Origin of the sequence: Pseudoalteromonas sp. DL2-H2.2, assembly GCF_021532535.1 — a bacterium.
GTDB classification, from domain to species: Bacteria; Pseudomonadota; Gammaproteobacteria; order Enterobacterales; family Alteromonadaceae; genus Pseudoalteromonas; species Pseudoalteromonas rubra_A.
The window spans coordinates 232,788-256,597 of sequence record NZ_JAKGBD010000002.1 but is presented as its reverse complement, the minus strand read 5'-3'; the positions used below and the strand labels follow the sequence as shown (position 1 = coordinate 256,597).

Sequence of the window (23,810 nt, the reverse complement as noted above, 5' to 3'; positions counted from 1 at the left end):
CGTCTAAGCACGCTACAATAGTGAATATCATAGCAAAAATTTGGAGCCCGGCGATGAGTAATGCAATGCTTGAATGGACGTGCGTGTATCGTACGGATAACCCATTAGAAGCCCATATTGTGCTCGGGTTACTGGCCCAGGCACGGCTGAAAACACACGTAGAAGGGGAAGCACTGGCAGCGGCGTTGGGGGAAATGCCCTTCAGTCATAACACAATAAAAATATTTGTCTGTGCGATAAAAGTACCCGAGGCAGAAGAAATCTTGGTAAACTATCAGCAAACTAATTTATCGGAAGACTGGCAGTGTCACAGCTGCGCTGAGCACAATGGCTCGGGGTTTCAATATTGCTGGCACTGTGGAAAAAGCTATGACAAAGGCCAATAACTTTCAACGCATCAGAGAACTCAATTATTTACAAAAAGCGGTGCTTGCGGCTGCAATATTAGAACGTATGCTGCCAAATTATGGTTTATTCAGTGAAGCCACCGGGTTTGGTGACGAGACAACCCTGCGCAGTGCGTTGAATGTATGCTGGGAAAAAGTGTTGCTGCCAAAGAGCAAAATCAGCCTGGAAAAACAAATTGAAAAAATTGAGCCCAATGTTCCCGAGTTGAAAGACTTCGACATGTTTGGCACCTATGCCGCTATCGATGTTGCAACCGCGTTGCTTGGTTTTATTCAGGGCGTCATGAGTAAAGATGAAAGCGAGTTTGTCAATGTCGCCAAAATATCTCAGGCAACCGTGGCCAGGTACATAGAGTTCCTGCTTGAAGCAGAAGGTATTGAGCCCGACAATCAACATGTCAGAGAGCATCCGTTGATGCAATACGAAATTGACGTGCTTAGTGAGCTCATTGACTGTGTCGCCGAGATGCCGAGGATCGACAATCAATCGGTTAAAACCCTTAAAGCGCTGGCATTGAGCGACGGCCAGACCAACATAGGTCTGGCAATCGAAGCCTGATTTTTTGTCCAAATTTTTTGTAGTGGAGAGTTAAAATTGCGAATTTTAGGTATCGAATCATCGTGCGATGAGACGGGGATCGCCATCTATGACGATGAGCAGGGATTGCTGGCACACCAGTTATATAGCCAGGTTAAAGTCCATGCTGATTATGGCGGCGTAGTACCAGAACTGGCTTCGAGAGATCATGTTCGCAAAACCATTCCTCTTATTGAGGCCGCCTTTAAGCAAGCCGGGTGTGGACCAGAGTCGCTGGATGGCATTGCCTATACAGCGGGACCGGGTTTGGTCGGCGCCTTGCTGGTCGGAACTTCTATTGGTCGTTCTCTGGCCTTTGGCTGGAACATTCCTGCTGTGGCTGTACACCATATGGAAGGGCATTTACTGGCGCCGATGCTGGAAGACGAAATGCCTGAGTTCCCGTTCGTTGCCTTATTGGTATCGGGTGGCCACACCATGATGGTAAAAGTCGCCGGTATCGGTGAGTACGAAGTACTAGGTGAATCGGTGGATGATGCTGCCGGTGAGGCCTTTGACAAGACGGCCAAGTTATTAGGACTCGATTATCCGGGTGGCCCTATGCTGGCCAAGTTGGCAACTAAAGGCGAAGCGGGCCGTTTTGTATTCCCAAGACCCATGACAGACCGTCCCGGACTCGATTTTAGTTTTAGTGGTTTGAAAACCGCAGCGGCCAATACCATCAAGTCGGCCGGTGATGACGAACAAACGAAAGCGGATATTGCCCATGCCTTTCAGACGGCGGTTGTGGATACGCTGGCGATTAAATGTAAGCGGGCGTTAAAAGAGACGGGTATTAATCGTTTGATCATTGCAGGTGGGGTCAGTGCCAATACTGAACTGCGCACTAAGCTGGAGCGCATGATGCAGGGCATGAAAGGCAAAGTGTATTACCCGCGCACAGAATTCTGCACCGATAATGGCGCGATGATCGCCTACGCTGGTATGCAGCGTCTCAAGGCTGGTCAAACGGCAGAATTAAGCATGAAAACACAGCCTCGCTGGCCGCTGGACAGCTTACCCCCGCTATAAGCGTCTGGTTTTAATCGACGTTCTTCTTGCCGAGCTTAGGCTCGGTACCGCTCAGGAGCCGACGTATGTTGGCTCTGTGGCGAAAGATAATGACCACAGTCAAAAAGCAGACGGGCAGGGTATACAAGGGTTTGATCATCCAGGTGTATGCGGGCGCGGCTAACACGGTCACAATGGCTGCGAGTGACGAGTAGCGCGTCAATGCCAATACCAGCAACCAGGTACCTATCAACATGCCTCCCAATGACAGCCCTATCGGTAGTAGCGCGCCAAACGCCGTTGCGACCGCTTTGCCACCATTGAAATGGAAAAAGACCGGATAAATATGACCCAGGCAGGCGCATACCGCAACCACCCCCAGCCAGATTGGCTCAATGCCAAGAAAGTACGCCCCCCACACCGGAATGGTGCCCTTGAGGATGTCAAATACCAGTACCAAGGCGGCAGGGAGCCTTCCGCCGAGGCGCAAGACATTGGTTGCGCCGGGATTATTGGAGCCGGCAAAGCGGGGGTCGGGCAGTGAAAACAGCCTGGAGATCAAGATCGCGGAAGAGATTGAACCAAATAAATAAGCACAAATACATATTAAACTGACTATCACAAGCTTCCTTATTTTTTCTTGCCGCTATTTGGGCTATCATCGACGCTTTATTTTAAGGCGGCTGAGTACGTGAAAAAGCCGATCCGAATCAGTCATGTCAGGAGTTTACATGGACACGGTCTATATCTCGCAATTACACGTCGAGACCATAATAGGAGTTTACGACTTTGAAAAAGAAAGTAAACAAAGCCTTTTCTTTGATATAGAGATGAAGACCGATATCTCGGCTGCCGCACGTCAGGATGACATCACCCTTGCGGTGGACTATGCCAAGGTTAGCGAGCGCGTGATTGCCCACACCGAGGCAAGCCGGGTTGAACTGCTTGAGACGCTAGTTGAGCAACTTGCTGCTTTGATCTTACAAGAGTTTGCTATTGAGGCAGTGACAATCCGGGTAAGCAAACCGGCAGCGGTACCTCAGGCGCAAACGGTTGGCCTGGAAATTACGCGGAACAGATAATATGGCGTACGTTTTTATCAGTATTGGTTCTAATGTTGATCGTGATCGTCACTTTCGTCAGGGACTGGCGGCGCTCATCAGTCATTTTCCGGATTATGTTCATTCCGATGTCTATGAAAGCGAGCCGGTGGGGTTTAGTGGCAGGAATTTTTATAATTCGGTGTTTGCGACACACACGGATATGGCGCTATCGGATTTATGCGTTTTGCTTAAGCAGATAGAACGTGACAACGGCAGAACGCCTCAGGATAAGAAATTCAGCCCCAGAACGCTGGATCTGGATATTCTTTTTTATGACGATATGATCTGCGATACGCCTGCACAATTGCCGCGCGATGAGATCACTAAGAATGCATTTGTCTTAAGGCCGTTGGCCGAAATTGCCCCGGAATTTATTCATCCTGTGCAGGGCTGCAGTATTGCAGACATCTGGCAAGCGTACGACAACCACACACAAAAACTATGGAAAGTGGAGTTTTCCTTACCATGAGTATCATTGAAATAATTGTATTGGCGTTGATCCAAGGATTAACTGAATTTTTGCCTATTTCCAGCTCGGCGCATCTGATATTACCATCACAGATATTGGGCTGGCAGGATCAGGGCCTGGCATTTGATGTTGCCGTTCACGTCGGCTCATTGGCTGCGGTACTGATTTACTTTCGTAAAGAAGTGGCAGATATACTGAGTGCCTGGTTTAAATCGTTCGGCAAGCAAGGCACGACGGATGACAGTCGGCTGGGCTGGTGGATCATAGTGGCGACTATTCCGGGCCTGGTGATCGGGTTTTTAGCCAAAGATTTGGTTGAGGACTTTTCCCGCAGTGCCTGGGTAATTGCGGCAACCACCGTCATCTTTGGCTTGTTGCTGTGGTACGCTGATGCCACTGCAAAACAAACGAAAACCATCTATCAGCTTAACTGGCGCAGTGCCCTGATCATTGGCTTCGCTCAGGTGATAGCCGCTTTGTTACCGGGAACCTCTCGCTCGGGGATCACCATGACGGCAGGCATGATGCTGGGTCTGAACAAGCAAAGCGCAGCGCGTTTTTCATTTTTGATGTCAATCCCGATTATTGCTGCGGCAGGTGGCTACTACACGCTGAAACTGGCCACTGGTGATGAGCTAATCGACTGGAACGCCATTATTACTGGTGCTGTGTTATCGTTTGTTGCCGCCTATGCGTGTATTCATTTCTTCCTGAAAGTGATTGAGCGGATGGGGATGTTGCCGTTTGTGATCTATCGGCTGTTGCTGGGCCTGTTCCTGGTGATTTTCCTGTCAGTGTAATGCACTCAAGGCGGGCCCAACAGCCCGCCAAGGTCTATACCGTTTTACGGTAGTACACCACATCCTCAGGCCCGTCCGGGCCTGAGTGTTTTCCTTCTTTTAAAAATGTCATCGACAGCTTCTTCATGATATTAATCGAGCCCAGGTTGTCTTTCAGGGCAATGGCGCTCAAATAATCCATCTTATTCTGCTTAGCCAGATGCGCGGCAATATGCCCGGCGGCCTCGGTCGCGTAACCTTTCCCCCAGGCCATTTGCTTAAATCGCCAGCCTATCTCCAGGTCCCGTTCATCCATGTCGCCATCAAAAAAGTGCATGGGACGGATCAAAACCCAGCCCAGAAAAGTGTCGTCGTCAATCAGGCTGCAATGCCACAGGCCCCAACCTTGCGGAGGGTTGGTAAATTTGGCCAGGCGCGGCAGGTAAAACTGCTCAATTTGCTCGCGAGAAGTTGGCTGGCCATTGGTAATGTAGCGCATTACCGCAGGGTCACTGTCGAGCTCAGCGAGCAGCTCACTATCCTGTTGTGTCATAAGCCGGTATCTCAGGCGTGTTGAAGGGGCAATTATCATCATTGTTATACTGCTTTTATGGTCAGAATTGTCTAAGATAGCCGCCCCAAGTTTGAGGAGAGAAGTGTGGAAAACTCGGTACTGGCATTACGAGCTCAACAAATAGCATCCGCGCGGCGGGAATTCAAGGCCCGGGGATCAAAATTACCTCGCTGTGAACGGTGTTTACTGGCTGAACCTTTATGTATTTGTGCGGGTGTTCAAATCGCACAGTGCGACAGCGCGGTGTGTTTGCTCATGTATCATAATGAGAGTTTTAAACCTTCTAATACGGGCCGCCTGATAGCTGATATTGTCCCGGATAACCATGCGTTTCGCTGGGACCGTACCGATCCTGACCCGCGTTTACTGGCTTTATTAGCCGATCCCAGGTATCAGCCTGTGGTGGTGTTTCCGGCTGACAATGTCGAGCCGCAGCGCGTGGTCAATCGGGTAACACGGCAAAGCGATAAAGTGCCGCTGTACATTTTTCTCGACGGGACTTGGCGTGAAGCGAAAAAGATGTTTCGCAAAAGCCCTTATCTGGATCAGTTTCCGGTTTTGTCCGTGACACCAGAAAGCTTGTCGGATTATAAGCTGAGGGTAGCCCCACATGCGCACCAGTTGGGGACGGCAGAAGTGGCTTGTGTGGTTTTGGCTGAAAATGGTGAAACACAGGCTGCGGAATATCTGACCCAGCATTTTGTCGATTTTCGTGATGCGTATCTGAAAGGGAAGAAAAGCAAATTAGTGTGAGCAGTTGAACGCGTGATACCAATTTGCTTAATTAAGTGTTCTATTTTGAGGCGAGAAAATATATTCGATAACTAGGCAAAAATTTGCGAACTCATACCTTAGGTAAAGGTTCTAAATGAGAAATTTTTAACACAGTTAGCGTCATATTTGCTCCGTCAAATTGAACAGGTATTAAGTGAAATTGGTATAAATTTAAAAGGGATGGGAATAAGAAGAGCGCGACCCTTGCGGGCCGCGCTTGACGGAATCTTCTAAATAGCGTCCTGCTATGTTGATGAGATCAACTCCTTACATGCTCGTCCATGTCTCGCCTTGCGTTGTCATTCTGCGAGATGTACATCCTGTACTGTCCTTAAAGCAATCAGCGCTCCCATTTGCTGATTTAGTCCGTGCTAACCATCCTTTGTGTCGTCTTCCTGACTTGTTCCTGTTTCCCTGTATTCCTGTGCACCATCTACCTGTGCATCAACGTCCTTACTTAAACGGCATATCCTGTTGTCCGAAGCCTAATCCTAGTTCCTGACATTCCTACCGCACAAACTCCCTGACCAGCAACTCTATCCGTATCCCTGTTGCTTTGTGCTCTCCCCTTGAGATGACTAAAGTATATGAGAGTCTGGGTGAGATAACAGCACAAAAAAACGCTTTGAAATTCGGTTAAAAAAGTTGCCTGTAAAAAAACTTGTTATCTAACAAAGACCTTTTTATATTTTGCTGATAAAGTCAGCGTTATCTTCATAGATAGCGACAAGCTTAGTGAGAGATCTCTCACAATCAAATGTCCGTATGTCGCTATTTAATAAAATTGCAATATGTTGAACTATCGGCTGTATTTTGTCGGGATCCGGGTTACCATAGCCTGAGAATAGTTATTGTTATTATTTGGAGCTTATATGAAAAGTGCAATTGCAACTCTGCTTGCTGCTGTAACCAGCTTGTCTGCTGTCGCCGCGGATGAGGTGAACATCTATTCCTATCGCCAACCTTTTTTAATTCAGCCTATCCTGGATGATTTCACCAAACAAACAGGCATTAAAACTAACGTGGTGTTCGCCAAGAAAGGCCTGATTGAGCGGGTAAAGCGTGAAGGCAAACACGGCCGGGCCGATTTGGTCCTGACCTCAAACTTCAGCGCTATGATCCAGCTAGAAGAAATGGGGCTGACTAACCCTATTGATAGCGACACGGTGGATAAAAATATTCCGGCCAGCTTTCGTGATCCGGATGGTCACTGGGTCGCACTGACCAAACGCGTGCGTAATGTTTACTCTTCAAAAGACAGGGCAGGCAAGTTAACCAGTCTGAGCTATGAAGAGCTGGCTAGCCCTAAATACAAAGGCAAAATCTGTACACGCTCGGGCAAACACCCATACAACTTAGGCCTGGTCGCTTCAATGATTGCGCACCATGGCGAGGCGGAAACCAAAACCTGGCTGCAAGGGGTGAAAGCAAACCTGGCACGTAAGCCACAAGGTAATGATCGCGCACAGGTAAAAGCTGTTAAAGAAGGGCTGTGTGACCTGGCGCTGGGTAACAGCTACTACTTTGGCAAAATGCTTGAAGACAGCAAACAAAAAGCCTGGGCTGATGCGGTTTACATTAACTTCCCAAATCAGAGCGACCGTGGCTCGCACCTTAACGTTTCGGGTGTGGTAATGACCAAGTACTCGAAAAACAAAGAAAATGCCTTGAAACTGATCGAGTTTATGACCGACAATAAAGCCCAGAACATGTACGCCTCGATGAATATGGAATATCCGGTTAAGCCGGGCGTCGAATTGTCGAAACTAGTGGCATCCTGGGGCACGTTTAAGGAAGACAGTTTACCTTTGTCCGAGATCAGTAAATACCGTCCGATGGCGCTTAAGCTCATCGATGAGGTAAAATTTGACCTGTAAATGCAATTAAAACAAAGTCTGTCCCCGTGGCAGTGCATGGCGTGGTTGATAGGTATTGGCCTGTCAATCCCGCTGGCATTTCTGATTTTCGAAGCGCTGCAAGGTGAGTCGGAAGTATTTAGCCATTTATGGCAGAGTGTATTGTGGGACTATACCCGTAATACAATTGTGCTGATCGCCGGTGTTGTGGTGCTCAGTGCGTTCATAGCCTTGCCGCTGGGATGGCTTACGGCCTATTGTCGTTTTCCTGGCAAACGGGTGTTTGAGTGGTCGCTGATGCTGCCTCTGGCGCTGCCCGCTTACATTATTGCCTATGTCTATACCGATTTATTAGATTATGCCGGTCCGGTCCAAATCTGGTTACGTCAGCAATTTGGCTGGCAGGGACCGGATGATTACTGGTTTTTTGACCTGCGCACTTTGCCCGGCGCCATCGTGATGATAGCCCTGGTGCTGTATCCCTATCTGTATTTGATTTTCAAAACCGCTTTGCGCGAGCAGTCGTTTAAACTGGTGCAGGCCAGTCAGCTGATGGGCATGAGCCCGGCGCAAAGTTTCTTTAAAGTGAGCCTGCCGTTATCTCGTGGCGCGATTGTTGCAGCACTGGCGCTGATCAGCATGGAAACCATGGCCGACTTCGCCACCGTACACTATTTTGCTGTGAGCACCCTGACAACGGCCGTGTATGATACCTGGCTGGGTTATTACTCGCTGACCGCCGCCGCCAAGATCTCAGGCATTATGCTGCTGTTTTTATTTGTCGCACTGTTACTGGAGCGTATGAGTCGCAAAACCCAGGTGGTGCACGAGCGCCAGTCCGGGGTGAATGACACCCACCTTTATGATTTAACCGGTTATCAGGGGTGGCTGGCCTGGGGATTTTGTATGCTGATCCTCAGTGTGGCGTTTTTTGTGCCCGTTGGCATATTGCTCAACTATGCCTGGCATTATTTCGAGCAAGCCTGGAATGCCGAGTTTTTCAATTATGCGCTGCAAAGCTTACAGATCAGCCTGTATGTCAGCGTGATTGCGATGCTGGTCAGTTTACTGGTGGTCTACTATCAGCGCATTGAGCCGGGCAAGCTGACTAATCTACCGGGGCGTTTTGCCAGTACCGGCTATGCCTTACCGGGCACTGTGCTGGCGATTGCCGTGTTGCTGCCACTGACCTTGTTTGATACCAAACTCAATGAATGGCTGGATGGCAGTGGTTTTGAGCCAGGTTTGTTGCTCAGTGGCACTTTGTTTGCCATGATTTTTGCTTACGTGGTGCGCTTTTATGCCATTGCGCATGGGGCAGTTGAGTCCAGCTTTGTGCGGATCAGCCCAAGCATTGATATGGCCAGCCTGTCACTCGGAAAAGGGCGATTTCAGACGCTGACTCAGGTGCATATGCCACTGCTTAAGCGAGGCTTGCTGACAGCCGGTCTGCTGGTCTTTATTGAGTGCATGAAAGAGCTGCCCGCAGCGCTGTTACTGCGCCCGTTTAATTTTGAAACCCTGGCCACCCATGTTTATCAGTATGTCAGCGATGAGCAACTGGAGCTGGCCTCGATATCCGCTTTGTTTATCGTACTGGTAGGACTTGTCCCCTTATACTGGGTTAATCGCTCAATGGAACAACATAACTAATGCCAAGTTTAGAAATTCAATCGTTAAACTATCATTATGATGGTCACCCGGTGATCCAGCAGCTTGATTTGACGGTAGCTGAGAACGAAATTGTCTGCCTACTCGGTGCCAGTGGCTGTGGTAAAACCACAACTCTGAAAGCAATCGCAGGCCTGTTGCATCCCCAGCAGGGGGAGATCCGCATTAATGGCAAAAGTGTCAGCAGCGAGCGGCATTTTGTAGCACCTCAGCATCGTAACATTGGTATGATGTTTCAGGACTATGCACTGTTTCCGCATCTGACCGTTGCGCAGAATATCGCGTTCGGTTTGAATAAGCTCAGCAAAACAGAAAAACAAAATCGCGTCGCGCACATGCTGGAGCTGGTTCATCTCGAGCAATATGCCGGGCGCTTTCCTCACGAACTGTCTGGTGGTCAGCAGCAGCGTGTGGCCATTGCCAGGGCGCTTGCCTATCACCCTAACTTGTTATTGCTGGATGAACCATTTTCTAACATTGATGCGCAGGTGCGCTTTCAGCTGATCAAAGATATTCGCGATATTATTAAAGATCAGCAGGTATCGGCGATTTTTGTCAGCCATTCCAAAGATGAAGCGTTTGCCTTTGCCGACAGGCTCGCCATCATGCATCAGGGGCAAATTGCCCAGTTAGGCACACCCAAAGAGCTGTTCCAGCATCCAAGTAGTCGCCAGGTAGCAGAATTTTTGGGACAAGGTGCTTATGTGGCTGCACAGCGCCACAATGGGGCTCAGGTTGAAACCGCGTTTGGCTCCGTGGAGTCTCTGATTGATATCCAGAGCTCGGTCCAGGCCGGGCAGATTTACCTCAGACCCAGCCACATTGAGCTGTTTAATGCTGAACAGGGGCAGGTCGAAGTAGCGCAACATCGCTTTGTCGGGACCGAGTATCTGTATGCCATCGAGCTGGAAGGTCAGATGTTAGAAGTGGCCATGCCCTCTGATAAACCACTGGATCTCAGCAGGCCGGTGAGTTTGAAAATTAAGCCCCATGCGATAAACTTCTTTTCTTAAGGCATAACAATTCGTTACATTAGCTAATAGCAACTTAGTTAAGTGCGGTTGCCGGGCGTGCATAGGTACGCCCAAAAGAAACGAGCACAACCGCACCATTCGGGTTTAGCATGGCGCGTTGATTTAATGATAGGAAGGGGTGATGGCGCAAGCACAATCAGGGGTATGTGCCGAGGCAAATCTACACGGTTTGCACTTGTTTTTTAACGTACTGGATGGTCACGATGAGGCGGTGCGCTCGGCGCTCAGCCAGGCGGGCAGGTTGCAGGATGAACTCAGTGACCGTTTTTCTGAGGCCATGCTCAGCAGCTTTGTTGCCATAGGTGCCCAGTACTGGCCGCATATCTATCCCGAGTTTATTCCGCCGCAGCTGAAAAGTTTTCCCCTGATCAAAAGCAGTGAGCATTTGTGTCATAGCCAGCCATTCGACTTACTCTATGTGATCCGCTCAGACAGAGAAGATGTCAATCACCTGTTTGCCCAGAGTGTGCTGCACATGTTATCCGGGGGCGTCGAGCTGGTGGCCCAGGTGCGCGCTTTTCGTTTTCTTGATGGGCGGGACTTTAATGGTTTTGTCTATGGTGCCGACATTCCCCATGGCCGCTTTAAACGCCAGGTTGCCTTAGTGAGCAATCCGGGGGGGCTTGACGATCAGGGCAGCTATATTCATGTTCAGCGCACTCAGTTTGACCTGACCCGCTGGCAGGCGTTGCCGCTGTCGGATCAGGAGCAGCTGATGGGACGCACCCGCCTTGATAACCTGTTGATTGACGATGCGCCGCCGTACAACCATGCCCGGCTCAATGAGATTAAAGACAGCGAAGGTAAACCTCTGCTGCTGAATCAAAGTATGCCCTATGGCGATGTCTATGAGCAGGGCAGTTTATGGCTTAGCTGCGCCGCGAAAGGGGATGCGTTTGAGCAGCTGTTACACAGTCGCTTTGGCTTGTCGGGGGATGGAGATTACGATCCGCTGCTGGATTACTCTCAGGGCGATATGGGGGCGGCATTCTTTGCGCCATCGCTGCAGTTTTTACAGCAAATGGCGCAGTCTTAACCGTGATCAGACGTTATCAAAAAGCGTTTTAACCCGATCCAGGGTGGCATCAATTTCAGAGACTTTGGCGGGGGCGATAAAAATGGTGTCGTCACCTGCAATCGTACCTAGCACGCCATCGGCAGATCCCAGCGAGTCCAGCAGGCGGGCAATTAGTTGAGCGGCTCCCGGGCTGGTGCGTATGATGATCATCATTTCGTTATGTACTATGTCGATCACCAGTTGGCGCAGCGGGCTTTTTGCGGTGGGTACACCCATTTCCGCGGGTAAACAATATACCATTTCCTGTTTGGCATTGCGGGTGCGTACGGCACCGAACTTACTCAGCATACGAGAGACTTTACTTTGGCTGATGTTGTCAAATCCCTGCTCTTTAAGGGCATCGACAATTTCACCTTGAGAACCAAAGTTTTCTTCTTTTAACAGGGCCTTAAAGGCTTTGACTAGGGCTTCTTGTTTTTCCTGCGGCTGCATACTCAATACTTCTTTATGACTCAATTGTTAGGATTTTACACAAAACGCGCCTGTTACCCAAATTTCAGGACGAGAAGATTCTTCAAGCGATGGTGGTTTTCCAGATTAGAAACGTGGGACCAAGCGTAAACCATTAGTAGCAGTATCTGCCGCGAACTTTACAACTATAGTCGAAAAAAAGACGAAAATTGCGCGTATAAATTTGTTTTTGGCGGCGCTTTTCATTATCTTTACAGCACATTTAATTCCACCTTCAAATTATGGAGAATTCCAATGAAAGTTGCTGTATTAGGTGCCGCTGGCGGTATCGGTCAAGCATTGTCTCTTTTGCTTAAAAACGGTTTACCTGCTGGTTCTGAGCTTGCGCTATACGACGTAGCGCCAGTAGTACCTGGCGTAGCGGTTGACCTGTCTCACATCCCAACAGCGGTAAAAGTAGCTGGTTTTGGTAAAGACGACCTGGATGCAGCGCTGGTTGATGCAGACATCGTATTGATCCCTGCGGGTATGCCACGTAAGCCTGGTATGGACCGTGCTGACCTGTTCAATGTGAATGCGGGCATCATCAAGACTCTGGCTGAAGGCATCGTTAAAAACTGTCCTAAAGCGCTGGTTGGTGTGATCACTAACCCAGTAAACGGCACTGTGCCAATCGTTGCTGAAGTATTCAAAAAAGCAGGTACTTACGATCCAGCTCGCGTATTCGGTGTGACTACACTGGATGTTATCCGTGCAGAGACTTTCATCGCTGAGCGCAAAGGCCTGAACGTAAGCGACGTGAAAGTGCCTGTGATTGGTGGTCACTCAGGTACTACTATTCTGCCTCTGCTTTCTCAGGTTGAGGGCGCTGAGTTCTCTGACGAAGAAGTAGCTGCACTGACTAAGCGCATCCAGAATGCTGGTACTGAAGTAGTTGAAGCTAAGGCGGGTGGCGGCTCTGCAACTCTGTCTATGGGCGCGGCTGCGGCACGTTTCTGCTTCTCACTGGTTAAAGGCCTGCAAGGTGAAAACGTGGTTGAGTACGCTTATGTTGAAGGCAACACGGGCGATGCGCCTTTCTTCGCACAACCTGTACGCCTTGGCAAAAACGGCGTAGAAGAGCTGCTGCCTTACGGCGAGCTGAGCGCGTTTGAACAACAAGCAAAAGACGACATGCTGGCAACACTTGAAAAAGACATCAAAGAAGGTGTTGATTTCATGGCATAACTTGCCAGTTTACTGAGCAATACTCTTGCCCGGTAAGTGAAACGAAAAAAGCCTGACTCAGTCAGGCTTTTTTGTGTCTGATTACAAAGCCGCTAGTGCAGGATCCGGGCGCGGATCGTGCCTTCAACCGCACTTAGCTCTTTTAATGCAACTTCAGAGTGGTCGCTGTCCACATCAATCACCACGTAACCAATGCTTTCATCGGTTTGCAGGTACTGCGCTGCGATGTTGATGCCATGCTGTGCAAAAGCCTGGTTAATTTGTGTCAGCACACCAGGGCGGTTCTCATGCACGTGCAGCAAACGACTGCGGTTTGACAGTTCAGGCAGCGACACTTCCGGAAAGTTGACCGCTGTGACGGTTGAGCCGTTATCAGAGTACTTCGCCAGTTTACCCGCGACTTCTATTCCAATGTTTTCCTGTGCTTCCTGCGTGGAGCCGCCGACATGTGGTGTCAGGATCACATTGTCGAACTGGCGCAGTGGTGAGACAAACTCTTCGTCATTAGACTTAGGTTCGACCGGGAATACATCAATCGCAGCACCAGACAGTTTACCTGCGCTAAGCGCTTCAGCCAGGGCGTCGATATCCACCACAGTACCGCGTGAGGCATTGATCAGGATCGCACCCTGTTTCATTACTTCCAGCTCCGCCATGCCAATGAGGTTTTTCGTTTGCGATGTTTCCGGCACGTGTAAGCTCACCACATCAGCACGTTGCAACAACTGAGTTAAGCTTTGCACCTGTTGCGCATTGCCCAATGTCAGCTTGTCTTCAATGTCGTAAAATTCGACCTTCATGCCAATGTTTTCGGCCATGATCCCCAGCTGAGTGCCGATGTGGCCATAGCCAATGATCCCCAGTGTTTTACCACGTGCCTCAAAAGAGCCAATCGCGGATTTAAACCACTCGCCACGGTGCGCCATCGCGTTACGCTTTGGAATGCCCCGTAGCAGCAGCAGGATCTCACCCAGTACCAGTTCAGCCACCGAACGCGTATTTGAAAACGGCGCGTTAAAGACGGCAATACCACGCTGCTTGGCCGCATTCAGATCAACCTGATTGGTGCCAATACAAAAGCAGCCAATTGCAACCAGCTTATCTGCGGCTTCCAGAACGGTTTCACTCAGGTGTGTGCGCGAGCGGATCCCCACAAAGTGGACATTTTTGATCCGCTCAATCAATTCATTTTCAGGTAGCGATGTCTTCACGTACTCGATATTGCTATAACCGTTGCGTTTGAGCGTTTCAACAGCGCTCTGGTGTACGCCTTCCAACAATAAAATGCGAATTTTGTCCTTAGACAAGGATACCTTACTCATGACTCATTCCTGTTACTTAATTTGTGGCCCCTCTGGGGTCCCTGTGATGACAATGTTGGCACCGCGCTGAGCGAACAAGCCATTGGTAACAACACCGACGATTTGATTAATTTTTTCTTCCAGTTCGGCTGCCTGTGTGATGGATAATCCATGAACATCCAAAATCACATTGCCGTTATCTGTGACAACGCCCTGACGATAGACAGGATCGCCACCCAGCTTAAGCAACTCACGGGCAACATAGCTGCGCGCCATTGGGATCACTTCAACCGGTAAAGGGAATTGTCCCAGCACATCGACATGCTTAGTGTTGTCAACAATACAGATAAACTGTCTGGCAACCGCTGCCACGATTTTTTCGCGTGTCAGTGCCGCACCGCCGCCTTTGATCATCTGATTGTGTGCATTAATTTCATCCGCACCATCGACATAAATGTCCAGCTCAGACACATCATTGAGCTCAAACACTTCAATACCCAGCGCCTTGAGCTTTTCAGTCGAAGCCTCGGAGCTAGAGACGGCACCTTTAATGGTGTCTTTGACACTGCCCAGCGCATCGATAAAGTGGTTGACGGTAGAGCCTGTGCCTACGCCGACTACGGTGCCGGCTTCAACATACTGTAACGCCGCCCAGGCAGCTGCTTTTTTCATTTCATCTTGAGTCATAACGCGATCACTGTTTTAGTTGATTATTCGCTCGCAATTATACGCTCAAAGCACAAAAAAAGTATGTCAGATGCCACTAATGGCGGAATTTATGATCGGATGCTTTCGGTTATGATCCAGTGGTAACGCTTACATTACCACTGATAGCATTGTTGTGGCGTGATTATGGTTGGCAGGGGCACATCCCAGGCTTCGGTTGGCAGGGCTGCCACCTTTTGACAGTCATGGGCCAGACCTATCAATATAGGCTGTTGCCACTGTTCACGATAATAACGCGCCAGCGTGCGATCATAGTAACCACCACCCATTCCAAGGCGGTTGCCAGCGTCGTCAAATGCGACGAGCGGAAGCAGCAGGTAATCTAGCTGCGCCAGCGGGCAAATGTGGCTACAATTTAACTCTGGCTCTAAGATAGCATAGCGATTCTGCCTCATGGGTGAGTTTTTTTCATACTTCTGAAAGAGCAAAGTGACGCCGCTGAAGGGGTGGATAACCGGTAAATATAGGTCCATACCTTTGGACCAAAGTGTTTGAATTAAAAGGTTAGTTCTCAGCTCTCCATCATTTTCAAGGTAGACCCCGATACGGGCGTTTTTAGGGAGCTTCACATGTTGAGAAAAATTAATAGTTAAATTTTGTTCAGCCTCTTTTTGTTGTTCTTCTGTCAGGCTGTTACGCAATTTTCTAATAATCTTTCTAATTTCTTTCCTTGGTGTTGTGATTTTTTCATCTGAGAGTGAATTTGTTTTCATTACACAGGCACCAACTCAGGAAAAGCAAGGCTGATCCCCAGAACAACCAGTAGCAACACTAATAGTGACAGCAAGATGTACAGGAGCTTTTTAGAGCGCTTGGGCGGCTCACTGTCGAGTTCCAGTTCGCTGAACAGCGACTCATCTTCCCACTCATCTTCTTCATGCTGCTCATCTTTGACTTGTTTGCCGTCTATGCGTTGCTCCAGCTCATCCAGCTTTTCCTCAATGCGGATCAGGCTGCTGGTAATGTAGTCGAGCGCATCGAATACGCGCTCGTTGGCCGCATTTTGCGCTGTGTCAGAGCCCGCACCGGGCTGAGACTGCGATTGCAGCTTACTTTGGATCCCATACACGGCCAGTAACTTAGCCTGTTTAAGGCACTTTTGTTTGTCTGCGGGGCCAAACAGGGGTTTACCTGTGGTGAAGTCGGCCACCTTCTGTGCTGACACTTTTAGTTTTGCTGCGAGTTGCTCTGTGGCTGCCTGGCTGTCAGTACCTGGCTTGAAGCCGGAAAACACTACGCGAAATTGCTCGCTCATGAGGTTCCCTCAATATCATTACTTCGGGTCCATTATTCATGCTCGTTCCCGGCGAATTGTTGTTAACTTATTGCTGGGTAAGCGGAATAAAAAACGTGGACATCGTCAATTGTTGTTTTGAGTATACCTAACTTTTCCAATCTGTGTGTGAAGTTATCTGTGCGCGCCGTAAGAGAAAGAAAAACGGCGCCTAAGTGGGCGCCGTATGTTGGTCATTCGCTGTGTTTAATATTTCGCTGATTGGTTGTATTTGAGCGAGTCAGTAATGAATTCGCGCAAGTCCTGGTTGGCCAGGGTAAGGTCCGGACGACGCAGGTACATCATATGACCCGAGCGGTAACCCTTGAAGCGCAACCTGTGCTGCATTTTACCGCTGGGATCGAGGTGCCAGAGGTTGTACTTACCATCAAAGTAATTAGTCGCACCATCATAATAACCCGACTGCACCATCACATTCAGGTAGGGGTTTTTTGCCATGGACAGGCGCAACTGTTCACCCACTTCGTTGTTACTGCGATCCCAGGGACGTACATCGCCAAACATATTATATTTGATGTCCGTTTTATAGTTCAGCTCGTGACGGAAATAGTGATTGATAGCGGGTGTAAAGGCATGCAGCCAGGCGTCCAGCTCCGGCCAATAGTCAGGGCCTTCGCCCGCATCGCGTTTATCAATTCCCAGATAACGGGAGTCAAGGCGACCGACCGTATAGCCACGCTCGCGCAGCAGCTCTTTCCAGAAAGCGTGATTGGGAATGTCGAGGTTATTTTGCAGTACGAACTGCTGCGACAGGCCACTGAAGTACGCGACTTGTTTTGCTACTTCCTGGCGTGTCTGCTCGCTCAACATGGCGCCTTTGGCTAACGCGGGCAGGTAATGATCTAAGGTATAAGCTTCCACCTGCTTTAGTACGCTCAGCAGATCCTGCTTTTGCAAAGCTTCTGGCAGCGCCTTGTGATACCAGGCGGTTGCAGCAAAATACGGCAGCCGGTTGGCACTTTTTACAGGCCCCTGACGTTTAATGCCAATGTCTGTCGGAGAAACTAGAACCACGCCGTTTAAGAATAGCCACTGCTTGTTCTGTAGTTCATGAGCTAAGCCGGAAACACGGGTTGTGCCATAGCTTTCACCGATCAAAAATTTTGGCGACAGTGCACGGCCATGACGGTTAATGAAGGTATTTAGCCACCCGGCCAGATACTCAATATCGGCATTCACACCAAAAAAGCGTTTTTGCAGAGTCTGTTTGTCGGCCATTGTACCGTCTTGTTCGGGCAGCACGCGAGAGTAGCCGGTATTGACCGGGTTCACAAACAGAATATCTGCGACATCCAACACCGAATCCGGATTGTCTTTCAGACCGTAGGGCTGCATTGGGTAGCCTTCATCATCGATTTTTAGCACTCGGGGGCCGGTGTAAGCAATGTGCATCCAAACCGAGGCTGAGCCCGGTCCGCCATTGAATGAGATCAGCAGCGGGCGGGTGGCAGGATCTTTCACTTTGTTCTTTTTATAGTAAGTGTAGTGCAGCGTTGCGATTGGGTGACCCGCTTTATTCCACACAGGCTGAGTGCCTGTGGTTGCTGTATAGGAGAGGCGCTCCCCGTTAAAGGTCCCTTTATGCTCTGTGGTGACCTGCGCATCAATTTGTAGGGTTAGCTGACCCTGGGTATCGGCTTGTGCCAATGCTTTGTGAGGGAGTGTGGTAAGTAAGGTCGCAGAAAGTGCGAACAGTAATGGCTTCAACAACATGTTTTTTTAATTTTTTGATGAAATGAATTGGCACATTTAAGACCCATCCTGCGCAGAATTCAAAGAACTTGAGACTAACAGCCAAAAAATAGGCTACCTGAGCGAAGGTGTTAATACTTATGTCCAAATGGTTTGTTTTTTGTATCTGATTTAGGCAGGGTAAACGGAGGTTTGGCGTCTATCCGTTTCCACCTGTTTACAAATTAATTGAAGGGCGAGTTTTTTTTGTCACAGAAATCGCGTATATTTAATCCTTATGTCCGTAGTATGAAAGTATTTAGCGCTGTTAAATTCTTGTATCTCTTCCCTTTTCTCGTAGTTTTAGTAGAGCATAGTAATGCAAAGAGTATTAATCGTCGAAGACAGTAAGGTAGTGCAGCAAATCCTTCGCCACCTTGCGTCACAACACCTGGATGTGGAAATCGATTTTGCCTGGTCACTGAAAGAAACCCAGGCATTACTCGAGAGCCAACATTACACCCTGGCACTGGTTGACCTGACCTTACCAGACGCCTCTGATGGCGAGGTAGTGCAACTCACTTTAAGCCGCAATGTGCCCACTGTGGTGCTGACATCCAAAATCGATGAATACAGTCGTCAGCAGATGCTTGAAATGGGGGTCGTCGATTATGTGATTAAGGACAACCGCGACTCTTATTTGTATGCCATCAAGCTGGTATCGCGTTTACTGCGCAACGAAGGGTGTCAGGCGTTGATCGCCGATGACTCGATGATCAGCCGGGCGGTGATGCGCCAGATGCTAGAAAAGCAGTTGTTTACTGTGTTTGAAGCGCAAGATGGTGAGCAGGCGTTAAACATGCTCAACGCTAAGCCCGAGATCAAACTCTTGCTGACAGATTATGCTATGCCTACGATGGACGGCTTTGAGCTGGTAAAAGCGGTGCGTAACAGTCGCGGGCGCGATGATCTGGCCATCATTGGTTTGTCCGGTGCCGGAAGTCATGGCCTGTCTGCCAAGTTCATCAAGTACGGCGCGAATGACTTTTTGACGAAACCCTTTATGAATGAAGAGTTCCATTGTCGGGTGATGCAAACTATGGATCAGCTAAACCTGATAGCCGACATTAAAGAGTATGCGCATAGGGATTTTCTGACCGGTCTCTACAATCGTCGCTATTTTTGCCAGCACATGGATAAGGTTTTAAAAAATAAGCCAGACCAGTTTACACTGGCTTTGCTGGATCTCGACCACTTCAAAGCAATCAATGATCAGTATGGTCATCTTGGCGGTGACAAAGTCTTGTCCCAGGCCGCTGAATTGCTGAATAGTTCATTCAACCACTGCTTAGTTGCCCGAGTGGGCGGGGAAGAGTTTGCAGTACTGATGCCGGGTAATGATCTGAGCGTGGCTAAAGACAGTTGTCAGGACTTCAGAGAGCGCTTTGCCAATACCCAGTTTATGATCCAGGACCAGGCGCTGCATTGTACTCTCAGTGTCGGCATTGCCCGATGCGATAAAGCCACCCTCAGTGACGTTATGCGCGCCGCAGACAATGCGCTTTACCAGGCGAAAGAAGCGCAGCGCAATTGTGTTATGGTGAGTGAAAGCTAAACGGCCACTTACTAATCATCACTTTGCACCATTTCAAGTCAGACAAAAAATAAGCGCACCAGCACGGTGCGTTTGTTGTTTCTGTAACCCCCTACAAATACGCTAACTAATTGTAAAAAAATCACTTTTATTTTTGGCATAAAGGTTGGATTACCTTCTCCCGACAGGATCATCTGCCCTGGGGGGGCGAATAATGAAAATGATAAGCGCAATAATTAAACCATTTAAGCTGGATGAAGTCCGCGAAGCCCTGGCCGAGCTGGGCATTGAGGGTATGACCGTGGTGGATGTCAAAGGCTTTGGCCGCCAGCGTGGCCACACTGAGTTATATCGGGGAGCCGAATATCAGGTCGACTTTATTCCAAAAATTAAGCTCGAAATTGCGACACGCAGTGAAAACACTCAGCGTGTTGTCGAGGCCATTACGGCCATTGCCAGCACCGGCAAAATTGGCGACGGCAAAATCTTTGTTTATGACCTTGAGCAAATAGTCCGGATCCGTACCGGCGAACTCGACGAAGAAGCGATTTAAGGGGCGATACAATGGAAAATACGGTAATAGAACTACAATTCTCTCTGAACACCTTTTACTTTCTGGTCTCCGGCATTCTGGTGATGTGGATGGCGGCAGGTTTTGCCATGCTCGAAGCCGGGCTGGTGCGCTCTAAAAACACCACCGAGATCCTCACTAAAAACGTCGCCCTGTATGCCATTGCCTGTACCATGTTTTTACTGGTCGGCTACAACATCATGTATGTGGATAATGTTGAAGGCGGCGTAGTCCCGAATTTTGGCGCGTTGATTGGCAGTGCGGCCGCAGATGCCGATCATGCACTGGAATCAGATTTCTTCTTTCAGGTGGTGTTCGTGGCAACCGCCATGTCGATTGTATCCGGTGCGGTCGCTGAACGTATGAAGCTGTGGGCCTTTTTGCTGTTTACTGTGGTGTTGACTGGGCTTATCTATCCAATTGAAGGGTACTGGACCTGGGGCGCCGGATTCTTATCTGAGATGGGCTTTGTTGATTTTGCAGGGTCTGCGATTGTGCATGGGGCAGGTGCAGCAGCGGCACTGGCAGGTGTTTTACTGCTGGGTGCGCGTAAGGGTAAATATGGTAAAAACGGTGAAATCTACCCAATTCCCGGTTCAAACTTACCCCTGGCCACACTGGGTACCTTTATTTTGTGGATGGGCTGGTTTGGTTTTAACGGCGGCTCGCAACTGTTTTTAGCAGATAAAAGCAACGCCATCGCCGTCAGTCAGATCATGGTGAATACCAATGCGGCGGCGGCTGCTGGTGCCATTGCTGCGCTGGTGGTGTGCAAACTGATGTGGAAAAAAGCCGACCTGACCATGATCCTCAATGGTGCATTGGCAGGCCTGGTCACCATTACTGCGGAGCCGGCATCGCCTACGCCTGTACTGGCCTGTATTTTGGGCATGCTGGGCGGCTCTTTGGTGGTATTCAGTATCGTTGCGCTTGATAAGCTGCGTATTGATGACCCTGTGGGGGCCATTTCGGTGCACGGTGTGTGCGGCGCGCTGGGAATTATGATGGTGCCTTTCTCCAACAGCGATGCCAGCTTTATGACGCAGGCCATTGGCCTTGTGACCATACTGGGTTTTGTGTTTATCGCGTCTTACATCGTCTGGGGGATCATCAAAACCCTGATGGGGATCCGGGTTGGTGAAGAAGAAGAACTCAGTGGCATGGATCAACATGACTGTGGTATCGATGCCTACCCGGAGTTTGTGACTATTCGCAATAAGTAAATAAGAAATAACCAAAAAGCGCGGCTCATCGCGCTTTTTGGTTTAAGCGACCGTTAATCTGAGATAATCTAGCATCTATTCACTCTCAGTAAGCATTTCATGGTCGATGGCAGACAATAAAAAAGCACCAGGCAAACCGCGCAAGTCCACTCGTAAAACTCCAGCCAAATCTGGCAAAAAACGCACTTCTTCTGCGACTTCGTTTCGCCAGCGCTTGCGCGCTTTTCGCAGTCGAATGCTGAGCTCCTTGTGGTCATTGTGCTGGAAGCTCAGTCTGGCCATGGTGTTTGCGGTTGCCGGTTACGTGGTTTATCTGGATGCGAAAGTCAGCCGTCAGTTTGAAGGCAATAAGTGGCAGTTACCTGTACAGGTGTACGCCCGGGCTATGTCATTTTATCCGGATCAATATCTGGCTGAGCAGGAGGTGATCTGGGAGCTGGAACGACTCAATTACTCCCGGGTTAACCGCATCAAACATACCGGCCAGTTCGTGGTTCAGGGCCGTACAATCACAGTTTACCGGCGGACTTTTGAATTTTATGATGGGGTTGAACAGGCGCGTGTTTTTACTCTCAACTTTGCCGGTAAGAAGCTGGCCAGCATAGTCAATGAGCAGGGGCGGCGCATTGAAGCTGCCCGGCTGGAGCCGGTGCAAATAGCCCGAATAGGTAATGAAAGTCGTCAGGATCGCGAATTTGTGCCGCTGGATAAAATACCGGGGATCCTCAAAGATACTTTGCTGGTGGTTGAGGATAGGGCCTTCTACGAACACCATGGGGTGTCGGTCTGGTCTATTATGCGTGCTTTGTATCACAATATTCGCGCCGGGCGCACGGTGCAGGGTGGCAGTACTCTGACTCAGCAGTTGGCTAAAAACTTCTACCTGACTCGGGAGCGCTCATTACTGCGCAAAATCAACGAAGCCTTTATCGCTCTGATCCTGGATTTTCGCTACAGTAAAGACGAGATCCTCGAAGCCTATCTTAACGAGGTCTATCTGGGTCAGGCCTATAATCAGGGCGTGCATGGCATGGGGCTGGCCGCCGAATTTTACTTTGCAAAACCCGTTGATGAGCTGGAATTTGATCAGATAGCCATGTTAGTGGCCATGGTGAAAGGTCCGTCTTACTATAATCCCCGCCGCTATCCGGAGCGAACCATGGAGCGGCGCGATCTGGTATTGCGGCTGATGGCCGAAAACGGCCTGATCACCACAGGTGAATACCGTCAGGCATTGGAGCGGCCCATTGATATTCAACCGTTAAAAGAAAGCCTGATGCAGACCTACCCGGGGTACCTGGAGCTGGTGAATAGAGAGCTGCAACGCTTGCTGCCTGATGAAAACGTCGTCAATGCCGGGATCCGTGTTTTCACCTATTTTGATCTGCAAAAGCAGTCAGCTATGGAAGAAGCGGTTAGTGAGGGCTTACCTTACCTGGAACGACGCTTTTCTACCGCCCAGCTCGAAGTGGGTATGATTTCTGTGAACACTGAAAAAAGTGGTGTGTCTGCCTTGGTCGCCGGGCGTCAGTTGCGCTATTCCGGATTTAACCGGGTACTGGATACTCGCCGTAATGTTGGCTCTTTGGTCAAACCGGCAATTTACCTGTCGGCACTGGAGCAGCCAGATTACAATCTGGGCACCTTACTGGAAGATGCACCGTTGCAGGTGACCAATGCGGCGGGGAAAACCTGGCAGCCCGAAAATTTTGATCATACCTTTCGGGGCTCGGTGCCTTTGTATCGTGCATTTAGTGAGAGTATTAATATTCCGGCCGTTAATCTCGGTCTGGATGTTGGCGTAGATACGGTTGCCCGCACCATGGCGCAGCTGGGGGTCGACAGTGATATTCCTTTGTATCCTTCTATGTTGCTGGGGGCCGTTGAGTTATCCAGTTTTGACGTAGCGCAGATGTATACCACGCTGGCTGCCAATGGCCGTTACGCGCCCCTGACAAGTATCTCGGCAATCACCAACACCACAGGCAAACGTTTGTATCAGCATCGCGTTGCCAAACAGTCCCGATTCTCTCAGGAAGCCATGTATATGACGCGCTACGGACTCAAGCGCGTAACCAAGAGCGGCACGGCAAAACGCCTGAATCGCCATTTCCCTTCCATTCAGCTGGCAGGTAAAACGGGCACCAGTAATGAGCTTAGAGACAGCTGGTTTGCCGGTTTTGATCACAATACCGTGACGGTCACCTGGATCGGTCGCGACGATAACAAGCCGGCCAAGCTGACAGGCGGGCGGGGGGCACTGGAGCTGTATATTCGCTACTTAAAACCGCTCAACCCGCAGGCCATTGCCGATCAGCGCCCGACAGGTGTGCGCTGGGCATTCGTCAATGAACAAACCGGTGAGCAGGCCGCGCCCCATTGCGGACCGACCATTCAGCTGCCTGTCCGCATTGAAGAATTCAATCCCCGGCCTGGTTGTGGTTGATCCGCACGCTGAG

Annotated in this window: 24 protein-coding genes; 16 read left to right on the top strand and 8 right to left on the bottom strand. The window is 49.5% G+C overall.

Translation table 11 applies throughout. From position 1 onward, the window contains the following. The first annotated feature begins 53 nt into the window (after positions 1-53). From L1285_RS03865 to tsaD, 3 genes are read left to right on the top strand one after another with little or no spacing between them, the layout of a single operon-like run. The gene (locus tag L1285_RS03865; RefSeq protein ID WP_046003004.1) at positions 54-386 is read left to right on the top strand and encodes a putative signal transducing protein; all 333 of its coding nucleotides are present in this window, start codon (positions 54-56) and stop codon (positions 384-386) included. Continuing rightward, a complete protein-coding gene (locus L1285_RS03860; protein WP_046003003.1) occupies positions 370-966 on the top strand; it encodes a YjaG family protein in 597 nt (198 codons plus the stop codon). Before L1285_RS03865 ends, L1285_RS03860 begins: the two co-directional genes overlap by 17 nt. Before the next feature lie 36 nt (positions 967-1,002). After that, positions 1,003-2,016, top strand: coding sequence for a tRNA (adenosine(37)-N6)-threonylcarbamoyltransferase complex transferase subunit TsaD (gene tsaD / locus L1285_RS03855; protein WP_235411035.1), 1,014 nt, complete (start codon positions 1,003-1,005; stop codon positions 2,014-2,016). A gap of 10 nt (positions 2,017-2,026) precedes the next feature. On the opposite strand, the gene plsY is transcribed toward tsaD, so the two are convergent. Next, positions 2,027-2,617, bottom strand: coding sequence for a glycerol-3-phosphate 1-O-acyltransferase PlsY (plsY, locus tag L1285_RS03850; RefSeq protein WP_235411034.1), 591 nt, complete (start codon positions 2,615-2,617; stop codon positions 2,027-2,029). A 109-nt stretch (positions 2,618-2,726) separates the two neighbouring features. Here plsY and folB point away from each other — a divergent pair, with 109 nt between their 5' ends. The 3 genes from folB to L1285_RS03835 are packed head-to-tail and all read left to right on the top strand — an operon-like array spanning position 2,727 to position 4,367. After that, positions 2,727-3,077 (top strand): dihydroneopterin aldolase, encoded by a 351-nt coding sequence (gene folB / locus L1285_RS03845; RefSeq protein WP_046003001.1) that lies wholly within the window; start codon positions 2,727-2,729, stop codon positions 3,075-3,077. Between the two features lies 1 nt (position 3,078). Next, positions 3,079-3,567 carry a 2-amino-4-hydroxy-6-hydroxymethyldihydropteridine diphosphokinase gene (gene folK / locus L1285_RS03840; protein WP_235411033.1) on the top strand — a complete coding sequence of 163 codons (489 nt, stop codon included), beginning with the start codon at positions 3,079-3,081 and terminating at the stop codon, positions 3,565-3,567. After that, on the top strand, positions 3,564-4,367 hold the full coding sequence (locus tag L1285_RS03835; protein ID WP_125778828.1) for an undecaprenyl-diphosphate phosphatase: 804 nt from the start codon (positions 3,564-3,566) through the stop codon (positions 4,365-4,367). Before folK ends, L1285_RS03835 begins: the two co-directional genes overlap by 4 nt. A gap of 34 nt (positions 4,368-4,401) precedes the next feature. On the opposite strand, the gene L1285_RS03830 is transcribed toward L1285_RS03835, so the two are convergent. Continuing rightward, a complete protein-coding gene (locus L1285_RS03830) occupies positions 4,402-4,941 on the bottom strand; it encodes a GNAT family N-acetyltransferase (protein ID WP_235411032.1) in 540 nt (179 codons plus the stop codon). Between the two features lie 63 nt (positions 4,942-5,004). On the opposite strand from L1285_RS03830, the gene L1285_RS03825 reads away from it, so the two are divergent. From L1285_RS03825 to L1285_RS03805, 5 genes are all read left to right on the top strand, one after another. Beyond that, positions 5,005-5,673 (top strand): tRNA-uridine aminocarboxypropyltransferase, encoded by a 669-nt coding sequence (locus tag L1285_RS03825; RefSeq protein ID WP_235411031.1) that lies wholly within the window; start codon positions 5,005-5,007, stop codon positions 5,671-5,673. An 893-nt stretch (positions 5,674-6,566) separates the two neighbouring features. Beyond that, complete coding sequence (locus tag L1285_RS03820; RefSeq protein WP_235411030.1) at positions 6,567-7,571, top strand: Fe(3+) ABC transporter substrate-binding protein; 1,005 nt, start codon at positions 6,567-6,569, stop codon at positions 7,569-7,571. Next, entirely contained in the window at positions 7,572-9,203 is a 1,632-nt protein-coding gene (locus tag L1285_RS03815; protein ID WP_235411029.1) for an ABC transporter permease, read from the top strand. Continuing rightward, positions 9,203-10,234, top strand: a complete 1,032-nt coding sequence (locus L1285_RS03810) for an ABC transporter ATP-binding protein (RefSeq protein WP_235411028.1) — start codon at positions 9,203-9,205, stop codon at positions 10,232-10,234. Before L1285_RS03815 ends, L1285_RS03810 begins: the two co-directional genes overlap by 1 nt. Positions 10,235-10,376: 142 nt before the next feature. Beyond that, entirely contained in the window at positions 10,377-11,291 is a 915-nt protein-coding gene (locus L1285_RS03805) for a Dyp-type peroxidase (protein ID WP_130244107.1), read from the top strand. A gap of 6 nt (positions 11,292-11,297) precedes the next feature. On the opposite strand, the gene argR is transcribed toward L1285_RS03805, so the two are convergent. Continuing rightward, positions 11,298-11,765: a transcriptional regulator ArgR gene (gene argR, locus L1285_RS03800; protein ID WP_046002993.1), complete on the bottom strand. Its 468-nt coding sequence runs from the start codon at positions 11,763-11,765 to the stop codon at positions 11,298-11,300. A gap of 273 nt (positions 11,766-12,038) precedes the next feature. On the opposite strand from argR, the gene mdh reads away from it, so the two are divergent. Then, entirely contained in the window at positions 12,039-12,971 is a 933-nt protein-coding gene (mdh, locus tag L1285_RS03795; RefSeq protein ID WP_235411027.1) for a malate dehydrogenase, read from the top strand. A 92-nt stretch (positions 12,972-13,063) separates the two neighbouring features. Here the strand turns inward: mdh and serA are convergent, their stop codons facing one another. The 5 genes from serA to L1285_RS03770 all read right to left on the bottom strand — a co-directional run bounded on the left by serA (position 13,064) and on the right by L1285_RS03770 (position 18,005). After that, on the bottom strand, positions 13,064-14,293 hold the full coding sequence (gene serA, locus L1285_RS03790; protein WP_046002991.1) for a phosphoglycerate dehydrogenase: 1,230 nt from the start codon (positions 14,291-14,293) through the stop codon (positions 13,064-13,066). A gap of 12 nt (positions 14,294-14,305) precedes the next feature. Next, complete coding sequence (gene rpiA / locus L1285_RS03785) at positions 14,306-14,959, bottom strand: ribose-5-phosphate isomerase RpiA (protein WP_125716588.1); 654 nt, start codon at positions 14,957-14,959, stop codon at positions 14,306-14,308. A gap of 134 nt (positions 14,960-15,093) precedes the next feature. Then, positions 15,094-15,711: a 5-formyltetrahydrofolate cyclo-ligase gene (locus tag L1285_RS03780; RefSeq protein ID WP_235411026.1), complete on the bottom strand. Its 618-nt coding sequence runs from the start codon at positions 15,709-15,711 to the stop codon at positions 15,094-15,096. After that, positions 15,711-16,253, bottom strand: coding sequence for a hypothetical protein (locus tag L1285_RS03775; RefSeq protein ID WP_235411025.1), 543 nt, complete (start codon positions 16,251-16,253; stop codon positions 15,711-15,713). Before L1285_RS03775 ends, L1285_RS03780 begins: the two co-directional genes overlap by 1 nt. A gap of 225 nt (positions 16,254-16,478) precedes the next feature. Beyond that, the gene (locus L1285_RS03770) at positions 16,479-18,005 is read right to left on the bottom strand and encodes a S10 family peptidase (protein WP_235411024.1); all 1,527 of its coding nucleotides are present in this window, start codon (positions 18,003-18,005) and stop codon (positions 16,479-16,481) included. A gap of 337 nt (positions 18,006-18,342) precedes the next feature. On the opposite strand from L1285_RS03770, the gene L1285_RS03765 reads away from it, so the two are divergent. From L1285_RS03765 to mrcB, 4 genes are all read left to right on the top strand, one after another. Beyond that, the gene (locus L1285_RS03765) at positions 18,343-19,578 is read left to right on the top strand and encodes a GGDEF domain-containing response regulator (protein ID WP_235411023.1); all 1,236 of its coding nucleotides are present in this window, start codon (positions 18,343-18,345) and stop codon (positions 19,576-19,578) included. Between the two features lie 193 nt (positions 19,579-19,771). Continuing rightward, the gene (locus L1285_RS03760) at positions 19,772-20,110 is read left to right on the top strand and encodes a P-II family nitrogen regulator (protein ID WP_046002985.1); all 339 of its coding nucleotides are present in this window, start codon (positions 19,772-19,774) and stop codon (positions 20,108-20,110) included. 11 nt (positions 20,111-20,121) lie between these two features. Beyond that, positions 20,122-21,351 carry an ammonium transporter gene (locus tag L1285_RS03755; protein WP_046002984.1) on the top strand — a complete coding sequence of 410 codons (1,230 nt, stop codon included), beginning with the start codon at positions 20,122-20,124 and terminating at the stop codon, positions 21,349-21,351. Positions 21,352-21,457: 106 nt separating this feature from the next. Next, positions 21,458-23,797 carry a penicillin-binding protein 1B gene (gene mrcB, locus L1285_RS03750; protein WP_235411022.1) on the top strand — a complete coding sequence of 780 codons (2,340 nt, stop codon included), beginning with the start codon at positions 21,458-21,460 and terminating at the stop codon, positions 23,795-23,797. The last annotated feature ends 13 nt before the right edge of the window (positions 23,798-23,810 follow it).